The sequence below is a fragment of the Mycolicibacterium tokaiense genome (assembly GCF_010725885.1).
In the GTDB taxonomy this organism is placed as follows: Bacteria; Actinomycetota; Actinomycetes; order Mycobacteriales; family Mycobacteriaceae; genus Mycobacterium; species Mycobacterium tokaiense.
This window is the reverse complement of record NZ_AP022600.1, coordinates 495,122-510,221: the sequence shown is the minus strand read 5'-3', so window position 1 is coordinate 510,221 and position 15,100 is coordinate 495,122. Positions and strand designations below refer to the sequence as shown.

Below are 15,100 nucleotides of genomic sequence, written 5' to 3'. Positions count from 1 at the left end.
CGTCCGAGTCGGACGGGGTTGTGGCCCAATCGGTTTACAATCACGGCAGCCGGTCACTCAGCTTGTCCTCGCCTGGTCTACGGGCAACATCCCGCCGGGGGCGTCGTAGCGAGCGGTGAACTCGGCGTGCACCTCGGGGAACGCCATCCTCAGGCGGGCGGCGTTCTGAGTGTCGGCCTTGCGGATCGCGGCCATGATCAGCGCGTAGAACGGCTGGTCGGTGGACCCGATCTGCTGAGACGCCCGGTAGTCGTAGAGGCTCACGCGGCACCGCCCGTCAGCACGGCGCGGATGCGCTCGGCCTGCTCAGCAGTCAGCTCCGGCGCGGCGTCGACCAAACGCTTGATGGCGGTGCGGTGATCGTTGGCCGGGTTCTCGTCGTTGCGGGCGCGGATCCACGCGTCAACCTCGGCGGGGTCGAAATGCAATCGGCGGTTGACCCTATGGACGGGCATTCCCTCGACCACCCATCGGCGGATGGTCTGGGTCGAACGCCTCAGATTGCGGGCGATCTCTTCGGTGGTGAAAAGGCCGCCGGTCGCAATGGTGGCAAGGGGTGCAGCGGGCACGCGGAACTCCGAATGGCTTGCTCGGTTCCGCGTACTTACTTGATCGAGGCCCCCAGTCCTCGGCCTGCCAAGGAGCACGCTCGGACACCTCTGGGAGGTGCCCATTGTGTAGTTCGTCCTGAGTTCACCGCATCGGGCGGATCGGTCAGGGCGTGCCGCTGGCGACTGGGCGGCGTTGACGCGGCACGCTGAGGCAAAGATAGCTCATGATCACTCACAATGTCTAGGTGAAAGACATTGTGGTGCAACTTATTTAGATACCCGACTCACTCGGGTTTCTCAGTCGCCGGGTCTACGACCGCCACTCGACGCGAATCGTGTTGGGGTCAAGAGTCTTTGATCCGCGCGTGCCCCGGCGCAACCTGACCTCACACAGCGCGGAGATCACGCTGCGCCGCGACATCAGCGACGCCCCCAGGAACGCCTCGGCGGGGTCGGGCGCGGCCAGTACGTCATCCAGCCCCGACCCGCCGGGCGTCATTGACCGAAGTCGGGCGTCCACCGCGTCCAACTCGGCATTGACCTTCTCGGTGGCCTCCCGCAGCTGCCGCCCGGTGATGTCCCCGGCGGCGTAGTCGCGCTCGAAGTTGGTCAGCCGCGCCCGCAGGTTGTCACGCTCGGCGCGCAGGGGAGCGGTGTCGACCTCAGGCGGGGCCAACAGGTGTGCGGCGTCAGCGCGGCTCAGCCGCTCAGCCACCAACGCGGTCACGAACTCGTCCACGCCGCGCGCCGGGGGCGCCTGCTGGCCGTCTTCGGGGTCCGCCATGATCTGCCGCACGCGGGCGAGGTCCAGGGGTCCGTGGGCGCGGTTGACACACGCCGCCTTGCACCGATACCGCCCACCGCTGAAACTCACCACCGGCTGGCCGCACTCATCGCACAGGAACAAGCCCGAGCCCAGGTGCTTGCGGTCGGTGCCTACGCGATTGGTGACCCGCCGGGGGTCAGTCAGGCGAGCCTGCACGGCATCGAACACATCGTCGGTGACCAGCGCCTCCCAGGTGCCATGAGTGACCGCCAGCGCATCCACGGCCTGGCCGCGCGAACGGGCCTGGCGGGCGGCCCTGGACGCCTCGTGGCGGCGGTATGTCGACCGGCCCGCATAGCGCGGGTTCGACAACAGGCCATAGACGGTGGACGGATTCCACGGCTTCCCGCTGCGGGCGGTGAGACCTTCATCGGTCAGGGTGCGGGCGATGCCGCGCAGCGACTCCCCGGCGTGAAACAGCTTGAACACCCGGCGAACCAGCTCGGCCTCATCGGGCACCAGCTCACCCCGGGCGGTGTAGCCGGTCAACCGCACGCCCAGCGGCGGCTTGCCGTTCTCGGCGCGCTGCACGGCTGCCGCTATCTGGCGCTCAGATTTCATGTCGATTTCCATCTGAGCCGCCGCACCGATCACGTCGATGGTCATGCGCCCCGTGGCGGTGGTCGGGTCCATGTCGCCGCCCCGCGCCAGGGCAATCATCACCCCGTGCTCGCGGCAGGCCTCCACCAACGCCAGCCGGTCGCGGGCGTTGCGCATGAAGCGGTCTAGCGCCCACGCCACCACTACATCGACGCCGCCCTGCCGTATAGCGGCGAGCATGGCGTTGAACTGTGCTCGGTAGGCGGTGCCTTTGGCCGACACCGAGTTATCGGTGAACACCTGGGCGACATCCCAGCCGCGCTGCTTGCACAGCGCCCGGCAGTCCTTCTCATGGCGCTGAACGGTAAGGCGTTCGCCCGTCATGTCGCGGGAAACCCGCAGGTAGATGAAGGCTTTCCGGCGCTTGGCCGGGGCGGATTGGCTGCTCACACGACTAGTTTATCGACATTTTGATGTGGTGGAGTTCCGCTTCAACGTGTAGTCGGATCGTTCAACATCTGCGCGTGAGACTTGTGGTTCCGGTCGCAGCGGTGTGAAGCCTTTGGATATCTCATGCCGTTGTGTTGGTGGTGACTGCAATCCTGCCGAGCGATCGCTTCCCACAGGAGGAACCAGCATGACCCAACCCAGCGGCCAACCGATCACCATCGTCATCCGCTTCGACGTGCCCAGCGAAAACCAGGCAGAGCTGGTCGAGCTGATGAGTTCCAGCCTGGCTGACGTACTGAGCCGCCGCCCGGGCTACCTCGACGGCGCAATTTTGCCGAGCGACGACGGAACTCACGTTCTGAACGTCACGACGTGGCGCGGGCACGACGACCTTGCGGCGGCGCGCCAGGACGATGCAGCAAAGAAGATCGCCTCCAGGATGGCAGCGTTGGGCGCAGAACCGCACCCTGCGGTGTACTCGACGAAACTGACTTTTCGGGCTGCGCCCTCCTCGTGACTGGATCGTCGCTGTTCGAATGCAGCTGGGCGGATGCCTCTGAGGCAGCATGGAATGCGCCGGTGTTGCCGGAGGTGTCGTGGTGAGAACCACCGCCACGGGGGAGGCGGGAATGACACTGCTCGATGACCGACGTTGTCCGGCTGCGGATTTCGGTGGGGTTACGCATTCACAGCCAGATCTGCCGAGTACATTGGCGGCGGTGAGTGGGGATTGGCGCATCGATCGGGTTGGCGAACTACGCGCGCTGATCAAACAAGCCGAACCCGATGTCATCGAGGAGTCCAAGTGGCGCAAGCCGTCCAACCCAGACGGTGTGCCGACGTTTTCCCTGGACGGCCTGATCTGCACCGTGGAGACGTACAAGGACAAGGTCAAGATGACCTTCGCCAAAGGGGCGTCCCTGAACGACCCGAACCATCTGTTCAACGCGAGTCTCGACGCGGGTGTCCGGCGGGCCATCGATCTGCACGAAAACGACCACCTGGACGCTGACGCCTTCACCGCGTTGATACACGAGGCAGTGAGAGCCAACCGCACCTAACAGGGTCCGGCGGTGAGTTTCCTCGATCACAGCAGTCGAACTGTTGTCGGTACATCGAAGGAAGGCACGCCATGACTGACGTCCCAGCCCCCATCGCCACCACGCGGATCATCTCGGTGTCGATCCCGGTGTCGGACCAGGAGCGCGCAAAGCAGTACTACTGCGATCTGCTCGGGTTCGACCTGTTGATCGACGAGCAGCTGTGGCCAGGTGCGCGCCTGATCGAGGTCGGGCTTCCAGGGTCTGAGGTGGTGCTGTCGCTGCTGGACAGGGACGGCGAGATCCCGATCGGCGTCCGCATGGCGGTGCCCGACGCCGATGCCGCCCATCGGGTCATCAAGGCCCATGATCCCTCGGTTCGCGATGAGGTGCTACGGCTGGACTTCGCTCCGCCGATGTTCGAGTTCACCGATCCCGATGGCAATGTGCTCGTCTACCTGCAGGAGGTCTGAACAGCATGGGCAGACTCATCTACGGCATGAGCATCTCGGTGGATGGCTACATCGCCGACGCAGACGGCAACATCGACTGGTCCGATCCCAGCGAGGAACTACACCAGTACTGGAACGACTTCGAGCGGGAGACGGCCCTGTCATTCTACGGGCGGCGGCTCTACGAGCTGATGTCCGCGTACTGGCCGACGGCCGCCCAGGACCCGGACGCGACGGCGATGATCCGCGACTTCGCCGACGTGTGGTGCGCCATGCCCAAGGTGGTGTTCTCCAGCACGCTGCAGTCGGTCGGCTGGAACTCCCGGCTGGAGCGCGGCGACCCGGTGGCCGCGGTGCGCACGCTCAAGGCCGAGACCGACGGGCAGCTGGAGGTGGCCGGCGCGACGCTGGCGGCGCCGCTCGTGCGTGCCGGGTTGGTGGACGAGTACCGGATCGTGGTCTCACCCACTGCGGTGGGTGGGGGCACCCCGTTCTTTCCGAGCCTGCCGTCCTGGATCCCGTTGCGCCTCCTGGAGAATCGCACCTTCCCGGGCGGAACCGTGCTGCTGCGCTACGAGGCACAGCGGACACAGCCATGATGGTGTGATGTCTGAACCGCAGCAGTTGTCGGCCGTCTACCGTGACTACCTCGCGTGTCTGAATTCGCGGCGCTGGGACGATCTCGGCAGGTTCGTTGCCGACGACGTGCGGTACAACGGCGAGCCAGTGGGGCTGGCCGGGTACCGGGCGATGCTGGAAGCCGACGTCGACAACATCCCCGATCTGCAGTTCGTGCCCGAGATCCTGCTCGCCGATGGTGATGCGGTGTCCTGCCGTCTGGTCTTCTGCTGCACCCCGCGTCGCCGCATCTTCGGCGCCGAGCCGACGGGTGCGCAGGTGTCTTTCGCCGAGCACGTCTTCTACCGGATGGTGGACGCCAAGATCGTGGACGTGCGTTCTCTGATCGACACCCAGGCCGTCAGAGACCAGCTGTCGGCTCCTCCGGCGACGGCCGCAGAGCCACCACCGCCGACAGGATGAGCAGCCCGCCGACCACCGTGAGCCAGGTGAGCCGCTCGCCCAGCACGGCAGCCGCCAGCAGTGCCGCCGAGACCGGCTCGATCAGGGTCGCCACCGTTGCGGCCGACCCGGGCGTGGTTCGCAGCCCCAGGTACAACAGCCCGTACGCGACGGCCATGGTGGCGACCCCGAGGTACATCAGCAGTGCCCAGGACACCCCGTCGCCGGGCAGTACGGGGGCCCCGCTCGCGACGGCGAACACCAGGAACGGTGCCAGCACCACCGCTCCGGCAGTGGTGGCACAGGCGTTGAGCGCCACCGCATCCACCCGCACCGCCAGGTGATGCCCCAGGACGGTGGTGGCCGCGTATGTCGCGCCGGAGAGTATGGCCAGCCCGATTCCCAGCGCGGTGTTGCCCCCGGCCGTCGGGGCGACGTGGTCGGCGCCGACGCTAACCACCACCAGCCCGGTGAGCGCCGCGGCCAACACCAGCACATCGCGCAGCGAGGGCACGGTCCGGCGCACCGCGTGCTCCCACGCCGCGGTGAGCACCGGCGCGAGCCCCAGCGCGATCACCGTGGACACACTGACGCCGACCATCAGCACCGAGAGGAAGTACAGCCCCTGGTAGGTCGCTGTTCCTGTGCCCACCGCGACCGTGCGCACAGGATGGGCGCGGAAGGTCGCGATCAGGGTGCGCCACCGCCGGATGATCAACAGGAACGCCAGTATCGCCGCCGCGGCCAGGAGCATCCGCCAGGCGCTGGTGGTCATCGCGCCCAGCCCGTCGCGGGTGTGCAGCACGGTGGCCACCAGACCCCCGGTGCCCCAAAGCACCCCGGCCGTGCTGATGTAGAGCAGGCCCAGTCGACTGCTGCCGGCCTCCGCTGTCACGGGGACAACCTAGCGGTTGCAGCGCGGGCGCGTCGCGCGCTTTTCCGGGCGGTCAAGGCCGCAGAACCGAGATCTCCTTGCTCAGTTCGTAACCCGGCGTCAAGGTAAGCTCGTCACCGCTCCAGAACGAACCGGGGTCGAAGAAGTTCTCCCGCTTCTCGGTGTTGATCAGGCCCATCTCCTCGTAGGTGATGGCCACAGTCTCAGCGCAGTAGGCAGTTTCCAGGCGGTCGCGGCGGGTGGCCTTGCTGCGTTCGGCGGATTCACGAACCTTCTTGTGAACAAACGGAATTCCGCGAGTCCAGTCGCTCACTGTGGGCAGCCTGCCGCGCATCCAGCGTCCGGTCAGGCGTGCGGTGGTGGGGAAGGCGGTGCCGTTCATCCGCGCGATCACCTTGAGCATGGCATCTTCCTGCGCGCGCGTGGCATGCGGCGTGAGTTGACGCAGCCAGCAGCGCTGCTCGTACTTGACCATCCACTGCTCCACCGCGGCGCGCAGATCGTTGAGTTGCACACCGCGGTGGTTGGTCCCTGTCCACAGATCCAGCAACTTGTCGCCCAACTCCGCGTGCCAGATCAACGGCGGCAGATCGTCGATGGCTACGGTCATCCCCACGTGGTTCACCGGAGCGTTGGTCATGGTCTGGATCGCCCGGTCGGGCCCGGAGCCGCCGCGGAACAGCCAGATGTCGCCGGTGCGGGTGACTTCGAGTGCCTCGTTCAGGGACACGCTGTGGTTACCGATGCTCGCGCTCACCCCGGCAGCTTAGGCACACTGTCGGGGTGCGCAACGTGTGGAAGTGGATCGGGCTGGCCGGTGTGGTCGGGGTGGCGGCCGGCGGCGTCCTGGTAGCGCGGGATCAACGTCGGCGAAATGCGTACACGCCGAACGAGATTCGAGCGCGGCTGCATCAGCGGCTGGCGGAGTCGGAGTCCGGTTCCTGATCGGTGGCCAGCGCTTTGGTCCACAGGTTGGTCAACAGGTCGACCAACCGCTCGGGATCGACGGGCGCGCCGGAATCGAGCGTGGCCGCATGGACCTGCGCCTCGATCCCGGCCACCAGCATGGCGGCTACCAGCTGGCGGTTGCCGCGGGCGACGTCCAGCCGTTCGAAGTGCCGCGCCACCTCCTCGGCGATCGTGGCGTTGGCGGCGCGCAGGCGCTGCAGCAGCGCCTCGGCGCGCGGCGCGCTGTCGTACAGCAGTCGGTGGAGCTGCGGATGTTCGATGTGCAGTCGGACGTTGGCTTCGATGCCGGCGCGCAGTGAATCTTCCAGGGACGGACGCTCGTCGCGCAAGCGCTCGAACGCCTCCATCATCGAGGTCCTGGCGCCTGCCAGGTGGCGCTCGGCCAGGGAGTACAGCAGCGCGTCCTTGTCGGGGAAATAGTGGTACAGGGTGCCGATCGAGATCCCGGCGGCCTCGGCAACCTTGTTGGTGGTGGTTCCGCTGTAGCCCAGTTCCTCGAATGTCTTGGCCGCGACATCCAGGACGCGCTCATAGGTCGCGCGGGACCGTTGCTGTCGGGGAGCGTTGCGTGGTTTCGGCATCCAGTTCGCATTTGTGTCGTGGGGTCCGATCGGGATGACGGGGCCCTCGCGGCGTTTGTCGCAACGTACCGCAGACCGCGCGGACTGCGCATCAACTGTCGCTTTCAACCATCCCGTCGGCCGCGGCAAGTTTCGTCGACAACGGAGACGATGCCGGGGACAATTCCTCGAACAATTTTTCTTCGCAATGAAATGTTCACCCAGGGGCCGCATGCCCAGTGCGAGCCAATTGATTTCACCGGGCCACTCGTCGTGACCACTCATCGGGTGACGAACCGAACCACCACCTCGCTGAAGGCGTCGTTGTCGTCACCGGCGGCGGTGTGCCCGGCTTCGGCGAGTTCGACGAACTCGGCGCGGGGCACCTTCTGCAGGAAATCGTCCACACCTTCGGCGCTCACCACATCGGAGAGCTTGCCGCGGATCAGCAGCAGCGGGATCTGCAGGCCCATGGCCGCCTCTTCGAGCTTGTCGGTCCGTTCGAACGGATCGTCGGCGGGTTTGGTCAGGAACGCAGGATCCCAGTGCCAGTACCACCGACCGCCACGCAGGCGCAGGTTCTTCTTGAGGCCCTCGGGGTTGCGAGGCCTGGTGCGGTGCGGCAGGTAATCGGCCACCGCATCGGCGGCCTCCTCGAGGGAATCGAAGCCGTGCACGTGGTTGAACATGAAGTCGCGGATGCGCGCGCTGCCGGACTTCTCGAAGCGGGGAACGACATCAACGAGCACCAGTTTGGCGACCCCCTGCGGGCCGGCCTGACTGGCCACCAGGATGCCCGTGAGCCCACCCATGCTGGCACCGATGAGGACCACCGGCGGCCCGACGTCCTCGATCAGTGCGTGCACGTCGGCGGCCAGGCTTTCCACGGCGTAGTCGGCGTCGGGGGAGCGGTCGCTGTCACCGTGTCCGCGGGTGTCGACGGCGACGACATGAAAGCCCTTGTCGGCAAGGATCTGGCCGGTCTTCTTCCAGGAGTGCCGGTTCTGGCCACCGCCGTGCAGCAGCAGGATGCTCTGGCCAGGGGCGCCCCGGTTCCACTCGTCGGCGACCAGGGTCAGGCCGTCGGCGCCGGTGAACCCGACTGTGCTGGGTGTGCTCAACAGGCGTCCTCTCGATACCGCGGATATCCGACGGTACGACCTCAGGCCAGCAGTCGGCCCAGGTGAGCTGCCGCGGCGTCCATCACTGCGGCGGCAGACGTGTGGTCGGTGCAGGTCATGACCTCTGCGGCTGATTCGGTCAGCACGGCGATCAGGACCCGTATCAGCAGGACGTCGTGCGCAGAGATGTCCAGGTCCTGGTCGGCGAGCAGATGGTGAAACCAGGCCTGCATGCTGTCGCGGCGGATGCGTTCGTATCCCGGCGGCACATCGTCGGAGGCCAGGATGACGGCGACGTCACGATGCTCCCAGATGGCCTCCAGATAGCCCCGGGCCTGGCGGTCGAATGTTGTCGGCGAGTCGGCGGCGGCCATCTGCGCCCCGATGGTGTCACTGAGCTTCTCGTGGATCGCGAGGAACAGTTCTGATTTCCCGCCGAAATGGTGGTAGATACTGCCGATGCTGGCACCCGAAGTGCTCACCACATCCCCGATGGTGGCAGCGGTGAAACCGTGCTCGCGGAATACCGCAGCCGCGGCATCGAGAATGCGTTGTTGGGTCGCTGTGGTCTTCGCCCACCGTCGGGTCCTGATCTTGACACGTGTCAATCCCGATGGGTTGCCGGAAAAGCCTCCGGCGGTGACCGACACGGACATATACCGACGCTAACGCTGCAAATGCAATTCGCTGCCGTTTGCGAAATAGCGTTCTAGAACTGTGACCAATTGTCGTACCTATTTGTCATTTGGCAATTCCGAGACGTTCTTTTCGGGTCACAATTTGCTGGTCCGTGGCCACGGAAACCGGTGTGACGCAGATCGCCCAGACCGTGCACGTCAGTGGACTCCGTGTGCGAAGATCTCAGGCGTCACAGAGTGGCTGTGGGCAATGCTTCGACGACTTGTGCGAAGTGTTGCTCGCCCCGAAAAGCGTGGTGTACGTTCTTCGGGCGGTCTGTGTCATGAGTCACAGATTTCGCAGGAAGAGGTTCGGTGTCGGAGGGAAATCAGCGGCTCATGCGTTTGATACGCGTCCGGTCGATTACTCAGGCGGACACGGGCCAGGTCGCCGACGCGGAAGGGATCGTTGCGTGGCCACCCCGGAGCTGATCGCCAAGCCGGTGCGCTCCGTCGGGGGCTTTTTCGCGATGACCCTCGACACCTTCGTCGCGATGTTCCGGCGCCCCTTCGCTTGGCGAGAGCTGATCCTGCAGACCTGGTTCGTCGCGCGGGTCTCGATCGTGCCGACTCTGATGCTGTCCATCCCCTTCACCGTGCTGCTGGTCTTCACCTTCAACATCCTGTTGGTGGAGTTCGGGGCCGCCGACTTCTCCGGGACCGGAGCCGCGATCGGGACGGTCACCCAGATCGGACCCATCGTGACCGTGCTGGTGGTGGCCGGCGCGGGCGCCACCGCGATGTGCGCCGATCTGGGCGCCCGCACCATCCGCGAAGAACTCGATGCGCTGCGGGTGATGGGCATCAACCCGATCCAGGCCCTCGTCGTCCCCCGCGTTCTGGCGGCCACCATCGTGGCGCTGATGCTGTCGGCCTCGGTGGTGGTGGTGGGCATCGCCGGCGGATTCTTCTTCTCCGTGTTCGTCCAGAACGTCACCCCGGGCGCATTCGTCGCCGGCCTGACGTTGATCACCGGCCCGGCCGACGTCGTCATCTGCTTGGTCAAGGCCACATTGTTCGGCCTGTCCGCCGGCCTGATCGCCTGCTACAAGGGCATTTCCGTGGGTGGTGGTCCGGCCGGAGTGGGTAACGCCGTGAACGAGACCGTGGTGTTCACCTTCATCGCGCTGTTCGTCATCAACGTGCTCGCGACCGCAGTGGGCGTGGAGGCCGACGTATGAGGTACACAGCATGAGGGTGCGAGCATGACGGCCGTCCACGGAAACAACCCGCGCCTGCAGCGCACGCTGCGGAGCTGGGCCGACGGGTGGAACCGGATCGGCCTGCAGACCAAGTTCTACGGCTACACCCTCAAAGGCATCTGGGATGCCTTCCTGTACTACAAGACCGAGATCATCCGGCTGATCGCGCAGATGGGCCTGGGCGCCGGGGCGCTCGCCGTCATCGGCGGCACCATCGCCATCGTCGGGTTCCTCACGCTGTCCACCGGTGCCCTGGTCGCCGTGCAGGGCTACAACCAGTTCGCCACCATCGGTGTCGAGGCGCTCACCGGTTTCGCCTCTGCCTTCTTCAACGTGCGCTTGATCGCCCCGCTGACAGCGGGGGTCGGCATGGCCGCGACCATCGGGGCCGGCGCCACCGCGCAACTGGGAGCCATGCGCATCAACGAGGAGATCGATGCCCTCGAGGTGATCGGTATCCGCACCATCGCCTATCTGGCCTCGGCGCGTGTCATCGCCGGTGTGGTGGTGGTGATCCCGCTGTACTGCGTCGCGGTGCTGATGAGCTTCCTGGCCGCCCGCGTGGGCACGACTTTCATCTACGGGCAGTCAACCGGTGTGTACGACCACTACTTCCGGACGTTCCTGAACCCTGTCGACCTGATCTGGTCGTTCCTGCAGGCGATCATGATGGCCCTGGTGATCATGCTGGTACACACCTACTACGGCTTCACCGCCTCGGGCGGGCCCGCCGGCGTGGGTGAAGCCGTGGGCCGGGCCGTGCGTACCTCGCTGATCATCGCCGCCCTGGTGACCGTGATGATCTCACTGGCCGTCTACGGCCAGTCCGGCAACTTCAACCTGGCCGGATAGGCGGGGACACGTCATGGACTTCGCGGAGAAGGAACAGGGCAAGGGCCTGCATCCGGGGTGGTGGACAGCCATTCTCCTGCTGGTGATCGCTGCGCTGGTGTTCGGCACCGCGGCCCTGTTCTCGGGGTCCTACAAGACCTACGTTCCCGTGACGCTCACCTCCGACCGCGCCGGTCTGGTCATGGAGACCGGCGGCAAGGTCAAGATGCGCGGGGTCCAGGTCGGCCGGGTCAGCCAGATCACCGGCGGCACCGAGCCGGTGAGCCTCAAACTCGAGATCTTCCCCGACCAGATCGAGCACATCCCGGCCAACATCGAGGCCGAGATCCGCGCCACCACCGTCTTCGGGGCGAAGTTCGTCGACCTCATCTACCCGGACGACCCCAGCTCCGAACGGCTGGCCTCCGGCGCAGTGGTCCGGTCGCGCAATGTCACCACCGAGGTCAACACGGTCTTCCAGAATCTTGTCGGCGTGCTCGACCACGTGGACCCGATGAAGCTCAACGCGGTCATCTCGGCGCTGGCCGAGGGAGTACGCGGACAGGGCGAGCGCATCGGGCAGGCCACCACCGACTTCAATCAGGTGCTGCTGGCGCTGAATCCCCGCGCCGACACCATCCGCCGGGACTGGCAGGCTCTGGCCGGTTTCAGTGACGCCTACGCCGGTGCCGCACAGAACATCCTGAGCACCCTCGACGCGGCCTCGGTCACCAGCAAGACCGTGGTGGAGAACGCCGAGCCGCTGGATGCGCTGCTGCTCAACGTGATCGGCCTGTCCAACAGCGGTATCGCTCTGCTAGCGCCCAACCAGGAAAACCTGATCAAGGGCATCAACAACCTGGAGCCCACCACCAACCTGCTGTACAAGTACAACCCCGAGTACACCTGCATGCTGGTGGGAGCGAAGTGGTTGCTGGACAACGGGGCCTACGACGCGACCGGCGGCAACGGCAAGTCCTTCATCGTCGACGGCGGCGCTCTGGCCGGCGACGACCAGTACCGGTTCCCTGACCATCTGCCGATCATCGGCGCCAAGGGCGGCCCCGGCGGGCAGCCCGGCTGCGGATCGCTGCCCATCCCGGACCAGAACTGGCCGGTGCGTGCGCTGGTCACCAACACCGGCTGGGGTGGGGGAGTCGACATCCGGCCCAACCCGGGCATCGGGTTCCCGGGCTATGCGAACTACCTGCCCGTCACACGCGGCATCCCCGAGCCGCCGAGTGTGCGCAACCTGTTCGGCGGTCCGGCACCGGGCCCGAACGTCGGCAATCCGCCCAAGGTCATCCCGGAACCGGGCGACTACCCCTACGGCGCACGGATGTACGCCCCGGACGGCACGCCGTTGTGGAACAACCTGCCGCCGGCGCCGCCGCCGGGACAGCCTCGCGATCCGGGGCCGACGCCGGGATCGGAACCGTTCTTCGTTCCGGCTCCCGGGCAGACCCCGACGCCGCTGCCGCCGACACCCACCCCGAACCCGGTCGTCCCCGGCTCCTAGACCACCCGTCCGTTCCACCAGCGAGAGGTAACCGTGAAAGACAACCTGGGAGGCGCCATCTGGCGCTTGGGCATCTTCCTGGTTGTCTGTCTGCTGGGCATGTTCTCGCTGTTCGCGGTGTTCGGTCAGCTGCGCTTCGAGAAGGAGCAGAGCTACCGCGCGGTGTTCAGCAATGTCACGGGCCTCAAAGCCGACGATTTCGTCCGCATCGCCGGCGTGGAGGTGGGCAAGGTGACCAACCTTGCCATCCAGGATGATTCGACCGTGGTGGTGGACTTCACCGCCCAGGACTCGGTGGTGCTCACCGAGGGCAGTCGGGCGGTGATCCGGTACGACGACCTCATCGGCGGCCGCTACCTGCAGTTGGTCGAAGGTGCAGGCGGCACCAGGACACTCAGTCCCGGAGACACCATCCCGCTGGCGCAGACCGAACCGGCCCTGGACCTCGACGCATTGATCGGCGGTTTCCGTCCGCTGTTCCAGGCGCTCAATCCCGACCAGGTGAATGCCCTGACCGGGCAACTGATCAGCGCACTACAGGGCCAGGGGGCGACCATCGGGTCCTTCCTGACCCAGACCGCTTCGTTGACCAACACCCTGGCCGACCGTGATCAGTTGATCGGCGAGGTCATCGTGAACCTCAACGACGTGCTGGGTTCTCTTGCCGGACAGAGTGATCAGTTCGGCAAGGCGGTGACCGCGTTGTCGGACCTGGTGGCCGGACTGGCCGAGCGCCGGGATGAGATCGCCACCGGCCTGGCCTACACCAATGAGGCTGCCGGGTCCATCACCGCGCTGCTCTCGGAGGCGCGCCCGCCGCTGAAGAAGGTGATCACCGAAACCGATCGTAGCGCCGGCATCGTGCTGGCTGATCATGACTATTTCGACAACCTGCTCAACACCCTGCCGGATGCCTACCAGGTCCTGAACAGGCAAGGCATGTACGGCGACTTCTTCAGTTTCTATCTGTGCGACATCGCACTGAAGCTCAACGGCAAGGGAGGCCAGCCGGTGTATGTGAAGGTGGCCGGCCAGAGCACCGGGAGGTGCGCGCCGCGATGAAACCCTTCGCAGAACGCAACGCGTTCATCATCGGTCTGGTCGGGATCGTCAGCATCGTCGCGATCGTGCTGTTGGCGCTGAACTACAAGAAGCTGCCCCTGATCAACTCCGCCAGCTCGTACTCGGCCTACTTCGCCGAGACAGGTGGCCTGAGCAGCGGTTCACCGGTGCAGGTCTCCGGATTGCAGGTAGGGCAGGTGACCGGTGTTGAGCTGGACGGCGCGCAGGTGCTGATCAGCTTCAACGTCGCCGACAACGTTCGCCTCGGTGACCGCGCCGAAGCGGCCATCAAGACGAAAAGCCTTCTGGGAGCCAAGTTCCTGGAGATCACCCCGCGCGGCGACGGCCAGCTCGAAGGGCCCATCCCGACCGATCGCACCACCCCGCCCTACGAACTCCCGGATGCTCTCGGCGATCTCACCACCACCATCAGCGGCCTGAACACCAACCAGCTCTCGGATTCACTGCGGGTGCTCTCGGAGACCTTCTCCGAGACCCCGCCGGACCTGCGGCTGGCCGTCGAAGGCGTGGCCCGGTTCTCCGAGACGCTCAATGCCCGCGACGCGCAGCTGCGCGAGCTGCTGGGCAATGCCAACAAGGCCACCACCGTACTGGCCGAGCGCAGCGACCAGGTGGTCTCGCTGATCGCCAACACCAACGCGCTGTTGGCCGAATTGCAGACGCAGAGCAGCGCTCTGGACCAGATCTCGAACAACATCTCGGCGCTGAGCCAGCAGCTGGTCGGCTTCATCGACGAGAACCGCGCCACCATGCGGCCCGCGCTGGACAAGCTCAACGGTGTGCTGGCCACCATCGAGAACCGCAAGGACCGGGTGGCCAAGTCGATCAACATGCTGTCCACCTATGCGATGGCGCTCGGCGAATCGGTGGCCGCGGGGCCGTTCTTCAAGTCCTACATCGCCAACCTGATCCCCGGGCAGTTCAGCCAGCCGTTCATCGACGCCGCGTTCTCCGATCTCGGACTCGACCCGAACACCCTGCTGCCCACCGAACTCGTCGACCCGCAGATCGGTCAGCCGGGTACCCCCGCGCTGCCGGTGCCGTTCCCGCGTACCGGCCAAGGTGGCGATCCCAGACTCAACCTGCCCGACGCCATCACCGGCAATCCGGGCGACCAGGGCTGCGGCCCGCCCGGCATCCCGCTGCCCGGCCCCACCGGCTGCTATCCGTTCCGCGATCCCGGCCCGGCCCCGGCCCCCGGCGGCCCGCCGCCCGGACCTCCGGCCGCCGCTCCGCCGGGAATTGCCACCACCCCGGTGCCGTCGGTCGCGCCGGTGGCCGTCCCGGCCCCCGGTCAGGTCCCGGCCCCGGCCGCGCCCGCCGCTCCCGGAGGTGGACAGTGACGCTCTCCAGGAACTCCAGAA

Annotated in this window: 19 protein-coding genes; 11 read left to right on the top strand and 8 right to left on the bottom strand. The window is 66.1% G+C overall.

The features are described from left to right. Positions 1–57 precede the first annotated feature (57 nt). The 3 genes from G6N58_RS02375 to G6N58_RS02365 form a co-directional block, all read right to left on the bottom strand. Positions 58–264 carry a hypothetical protein gene (locus tag G6N58_RS02375; protein ID WP_115279882.1) on the bottom strand — a complete coding sequence of 69 codons (207 nt, stop codon included), beginning with the start codon at positions 262–264 and terminating at the stop codon, positions 58–60. Next, positions 261–569, bottom strand: a complete 309-nt coding sequence (locus G6N58_RS02370; protein WP_163907846.1) for a helix-turn-helix domain-containing protein — start codon at positions 567–569, stop codon at positions 261–263. The genes G6N58_RS02375 and G6N58_RS02370 overlap by 4 nt, the downstream gene beginning before the upstream one ends. Positions 570–861: 292 nt before the next feature. Further along, positions 862–2,367 (bottom strand): recombinase family protein, encoded by a 1,506-nt coding sequence (locus tag G6N58_RS02365; protein ID WP_232067700.1) that lies wholly within the window; start codon positions 2,365–2,367, stop codon positions 862–864. A 187-nt stretch (positions 2,368–2,554) separates the two neighbouring features. On the opposite strand from G6N58_RS02365, the gene G6N58_RS02360 reads away from it, so the two are divergent. The 5 genes from G6N58_RS02360 to G6N58_RS02340 all read left to right on the top strand — a co-directional run bounded on the left by G6N58_RS02360 (position 2,555) and on the right by G6N58_RS02340 (position 4,900). Further along, complete coding sequence (locus G6N58_RS02360; RefSeq protein ID WP_115279884.1) at positions 2,555–2,884, top strand: putative quinol monooxygenase; 330 nt, start codon at positions 2,555–2,557, stop codon at positions 2,882–2,884. Between the two features lie 202 nt (positions 2,885–3,086). Next, on the top strand, positions 3,087–3,428 hold the full coding sequence (locus tag G6N58_RS02355; protein ID WP_115279885.1) for a DUF1801 domain-containing protein: 342 nt from the start codon (positions 3,087–3,089) through the stop codon (positions 3,426–3,428). Between the two features lie 71 nt (positions 3,429–3,499). Beyond that, positions 3,500–3,880, top strand: coding sequence for a VOC family protein (locus tag G6N58_RS02350; protein WP_115279886.1), 381 nt, complete (start codon positions 3,500–3,502; stop codon positions 3,878–3,880). A gap of 5 nt (positions 3,881–3,885) precedes the next feature. Beyond that, positions 3,886–4,458: a dihydrofolate reductase family protein gene (locus G6N58_RS02345; RefSeq protein WP_115279887.1), complete on the top strand. Its 573-nt coding sequence runs from the start codon at positions 3,886–3,888 to the stop codon at positions 4,456–4,458. A 7-nt stretch (positions 4,459–4,465) separates the two neighbouring features. After that, positions 4,466–4,900, top strand: coding sequence for an ester cyclase (locus G6N58_RS02340; protein WP_115279888.1), 435 nt, complete (start codon positions 4,466–4,468; stop codon positions 4,898–4,900). On the opposite strand, the gene G6N58_RS02335 is transcribed toward G6N58_RS02340, so the two are convergent. Both G6N58_RS02335 and G6N58_RS02330 read right to left on the bottom strand, forming a co-directional pair. After that, on the bottom strand, positions 4,839–5,774 hold the full coding sequence (locus G6N58_RS02335; RefSeq protein ID WP_115279889.1) for a DMT family transporter: 936 nt from the start codon (positions 5,772–5,774) through the stop codon (positions 4,839–4,841). The genes G6N58_RS02340 and G6N58_RS02335 overlap by 62 nt on opposite strands. Before the next feature lie 52 nt (positions 5,775–5,826). Beyond that, positions 5,827–6,504, bottom strand: a complete 678-nt coding sequence (locus G6N58_RS02330; RefSeq protein WP_172545114.1) for a guanylate cyclase — start codon at positions 6,502–6,504, stop codon at positions 5,827–5,829. Between the two features lie 53 nt (positions 6,505–6,557). Here G6N58_RS02330 and G6N58_RS30425 point away from each other — a divergent pair, with 53 nt between their 5' ends. After that, positions 6,558–6,719: a hypothetical protein gene (locus G6N58_RS30425; RefSeq protein ID WP_170314326.1), complete on the top strand. Its 162-nt coding sequence runs from the start codon at positions 6,558–6,560 to the stop codon at positions 6,717–6,719. On the opposite strand, the gene G6N58_RS02325 is transcribed toward G6N58_RS30425, so the two are convergent. From G6N58_RS02325 to G6N58_RS02315, 3 genes are all read right to left on the bottom strand, one after another. Then, complete coding sequence (locus tag G6N58_RS02325) at positions 6,686–7,324, bottom strand: TetR/AcrR family transcriptional regulator (RefSeq protein WP_163907844.1); 639 nt, start codon at positions 7,322–7,324, stop codon at positions 6,686–6,688. The two genes, G6N58_RS30425 and G6N58_RS02325, sit on opposite strands and share 34 nt — an antisense overlap. 260 nt (positions 7,325–7,584) lie before the next feature. Beyond that, the gene (locus G6N58_RS02320) at positions 7,585–8,427 is read right to left on the bottom strand and encodes an alpha/beta fold hydrolase (protein ID WP_276016510.1); all 843 of its coding nucleotides are present in this window, start codon (positions 8,425–8,427) and stop codon (positions 7,585–7,587) included. A 38-nt stretch (positions 8,428–8,465) separates the two neighbouring features. Next, a complete protein-coding gene (locus G6N58_RS02315) occupies positions 8,466–9,080 on the bottom strand; it encodes a TetR/AcrR family transcriptional regulator (RefSeq protein ID WP_115279892.1) in 615 nt (204 codons plus the stop codon). A gap of 491 nt (positions 9,081–9,571) precedes the next feature. Between G6N58_RS02315 and G6N58_RS02310 the strand changes: the two genes are divergently transcribed. From G6N58_RS02310 to G6N58_RS02290, 5 genes are read left to right on the top strand one after another with little or no spacing between them, the layout of a single operon-like run. Beyond that, entirely contained in the window at positions 9,572–10,282 is a 711-nt protein-coding gene (locus tag G6N58_RS02310; RefSeq protein ID WP_115281873.1) for an MlaE family ABC transporter permease, read from the top strand. A gap of 24 nt (positions 10,283–10,306) precedes the next feature. Then, on the top strand, positions 10,307–11,155 hold the full coding sequence (locus G6N58_RS02305) for an ABC transporter permease (RefSeq protein WP_115279893.1): 849 nt from the start codon (positions 10,307–10,309) through the stop codon (positions 11,153–11,155). Positions 11,156–11,168: 13 nt separating this feature from the next. After that, complete coding sequence (locus G6N58_RS02300; RefSeq protein WP_115279894.1) at positions 11,169–12,653, top strand: MCE family protein; 1,485 nt, start codon at positions 11,169–11,171, stop codon at positions 12,651–12,653. Between the two features lie 33 nt (positions 12,654–12,686). Next, the gene (locus tag G6N58_RS02295; RefSeq protein ID WP_115279895.1) at positions 12,687–13,715 is read left to right on the top strand and encodes an MCE family protein; all 1,029 of its coding nucleotides are present in this window, start codon (positions 12,687–12,689) and stop codon (positions 13,713–13,715) included. Beyond that, a complete protein-coding gene (locus G6N58_RS02290; RefSeq protein WP_115281874.1) occupies positions 13,712–15,079 on the top strand; it encodes an MCE family protein in 1,368 nt (455 codons plus the stop codon). The genes G6N58_RS02295 and G6N58_RS02290 overlap by 4 nt, the downstream gene beginning before the upstream one ends. Positions 15,080–15,100 lie beyond the last annotated feature (21 nt).

What these genes read in the sequence shown, in the direction of transcription:
- G6N58_RS02360 (WP_115279884.1), top strand. Translation starts at nt 2,555, where the DNA reads ATGACCCAACCCAGCGGCCAACCGATCACCATCGTCATCCGCTTCGAC.
- G6N58_RS02350 (WP_115279886.1), top strand. Translation starts at nt 3,500, where the DNA reads ATGACTGACGTCCCAGCCCCCATCGCCACCACGCGGATCATCTCGGTG.
- G6N58_RS02345 (WP_115279887.1), top strand. Translation starts at nt 3,886, where the DNA reads ATGGGCAGACTCATCTACGGCATGAGCATCTCGGTGGATGGCTACATC.
- G6N58_RS02340 (WP_115279888.1), top strand. Translation starts at nt 4,466, where the DNA reads ATGTCTGAACCGCAGCAGTTGTCGGCCGTCTACCGTGACTACCTCGCG.
- G6N58_RS02325 (WP_163907844.1), bottom strand. Translation starts at nt 7,324, where the DNA reads ATGCCGAAACCACGCAACGCTCCCCGACAGCAACGGTCCCGCGCGACC.
- G6N58_RS02315 (WP_115279892.1), bottom strand. Translation starts at nt 9,080, where the DNA reads ATGTCCGTGTCGGTCACCGCCGGAGGCTTTTCCGGCAACCCATCGGGA.
- G6N58_RS02310 (WP_115281873.1), top strand. Translation starts at nt 9,572, where the DNA reads ATGACCCTCGACACCTTCGTCGCGATGTTCCGGCGCCCCTTCGCTTGG.
- G6N58_RS02305 (WP_115279893.1), top strand. Translation starts at nt 10,307, where the DNA reads ATGACGGCCGTCCACGGAAACAACCCGCGCCTGCAGCGCACGCTGCGG.
- G6N58_RS02300 (WP_115279894.1), top strand. Translation starts at nt 11,169, where the DNA reads ATGGACTTCGCGGAGAAGGAACAGGGCAAGGGCCTGCATCCGGGGTGG.
- G6N58_RS02290 (WP_115281874.1), top strand. Translation starts at nt 13,712, where the DNA reads ATGAAACCCTTCGCAGAACGCAACGCGTTCATCATCGGTCTGGTCGGG.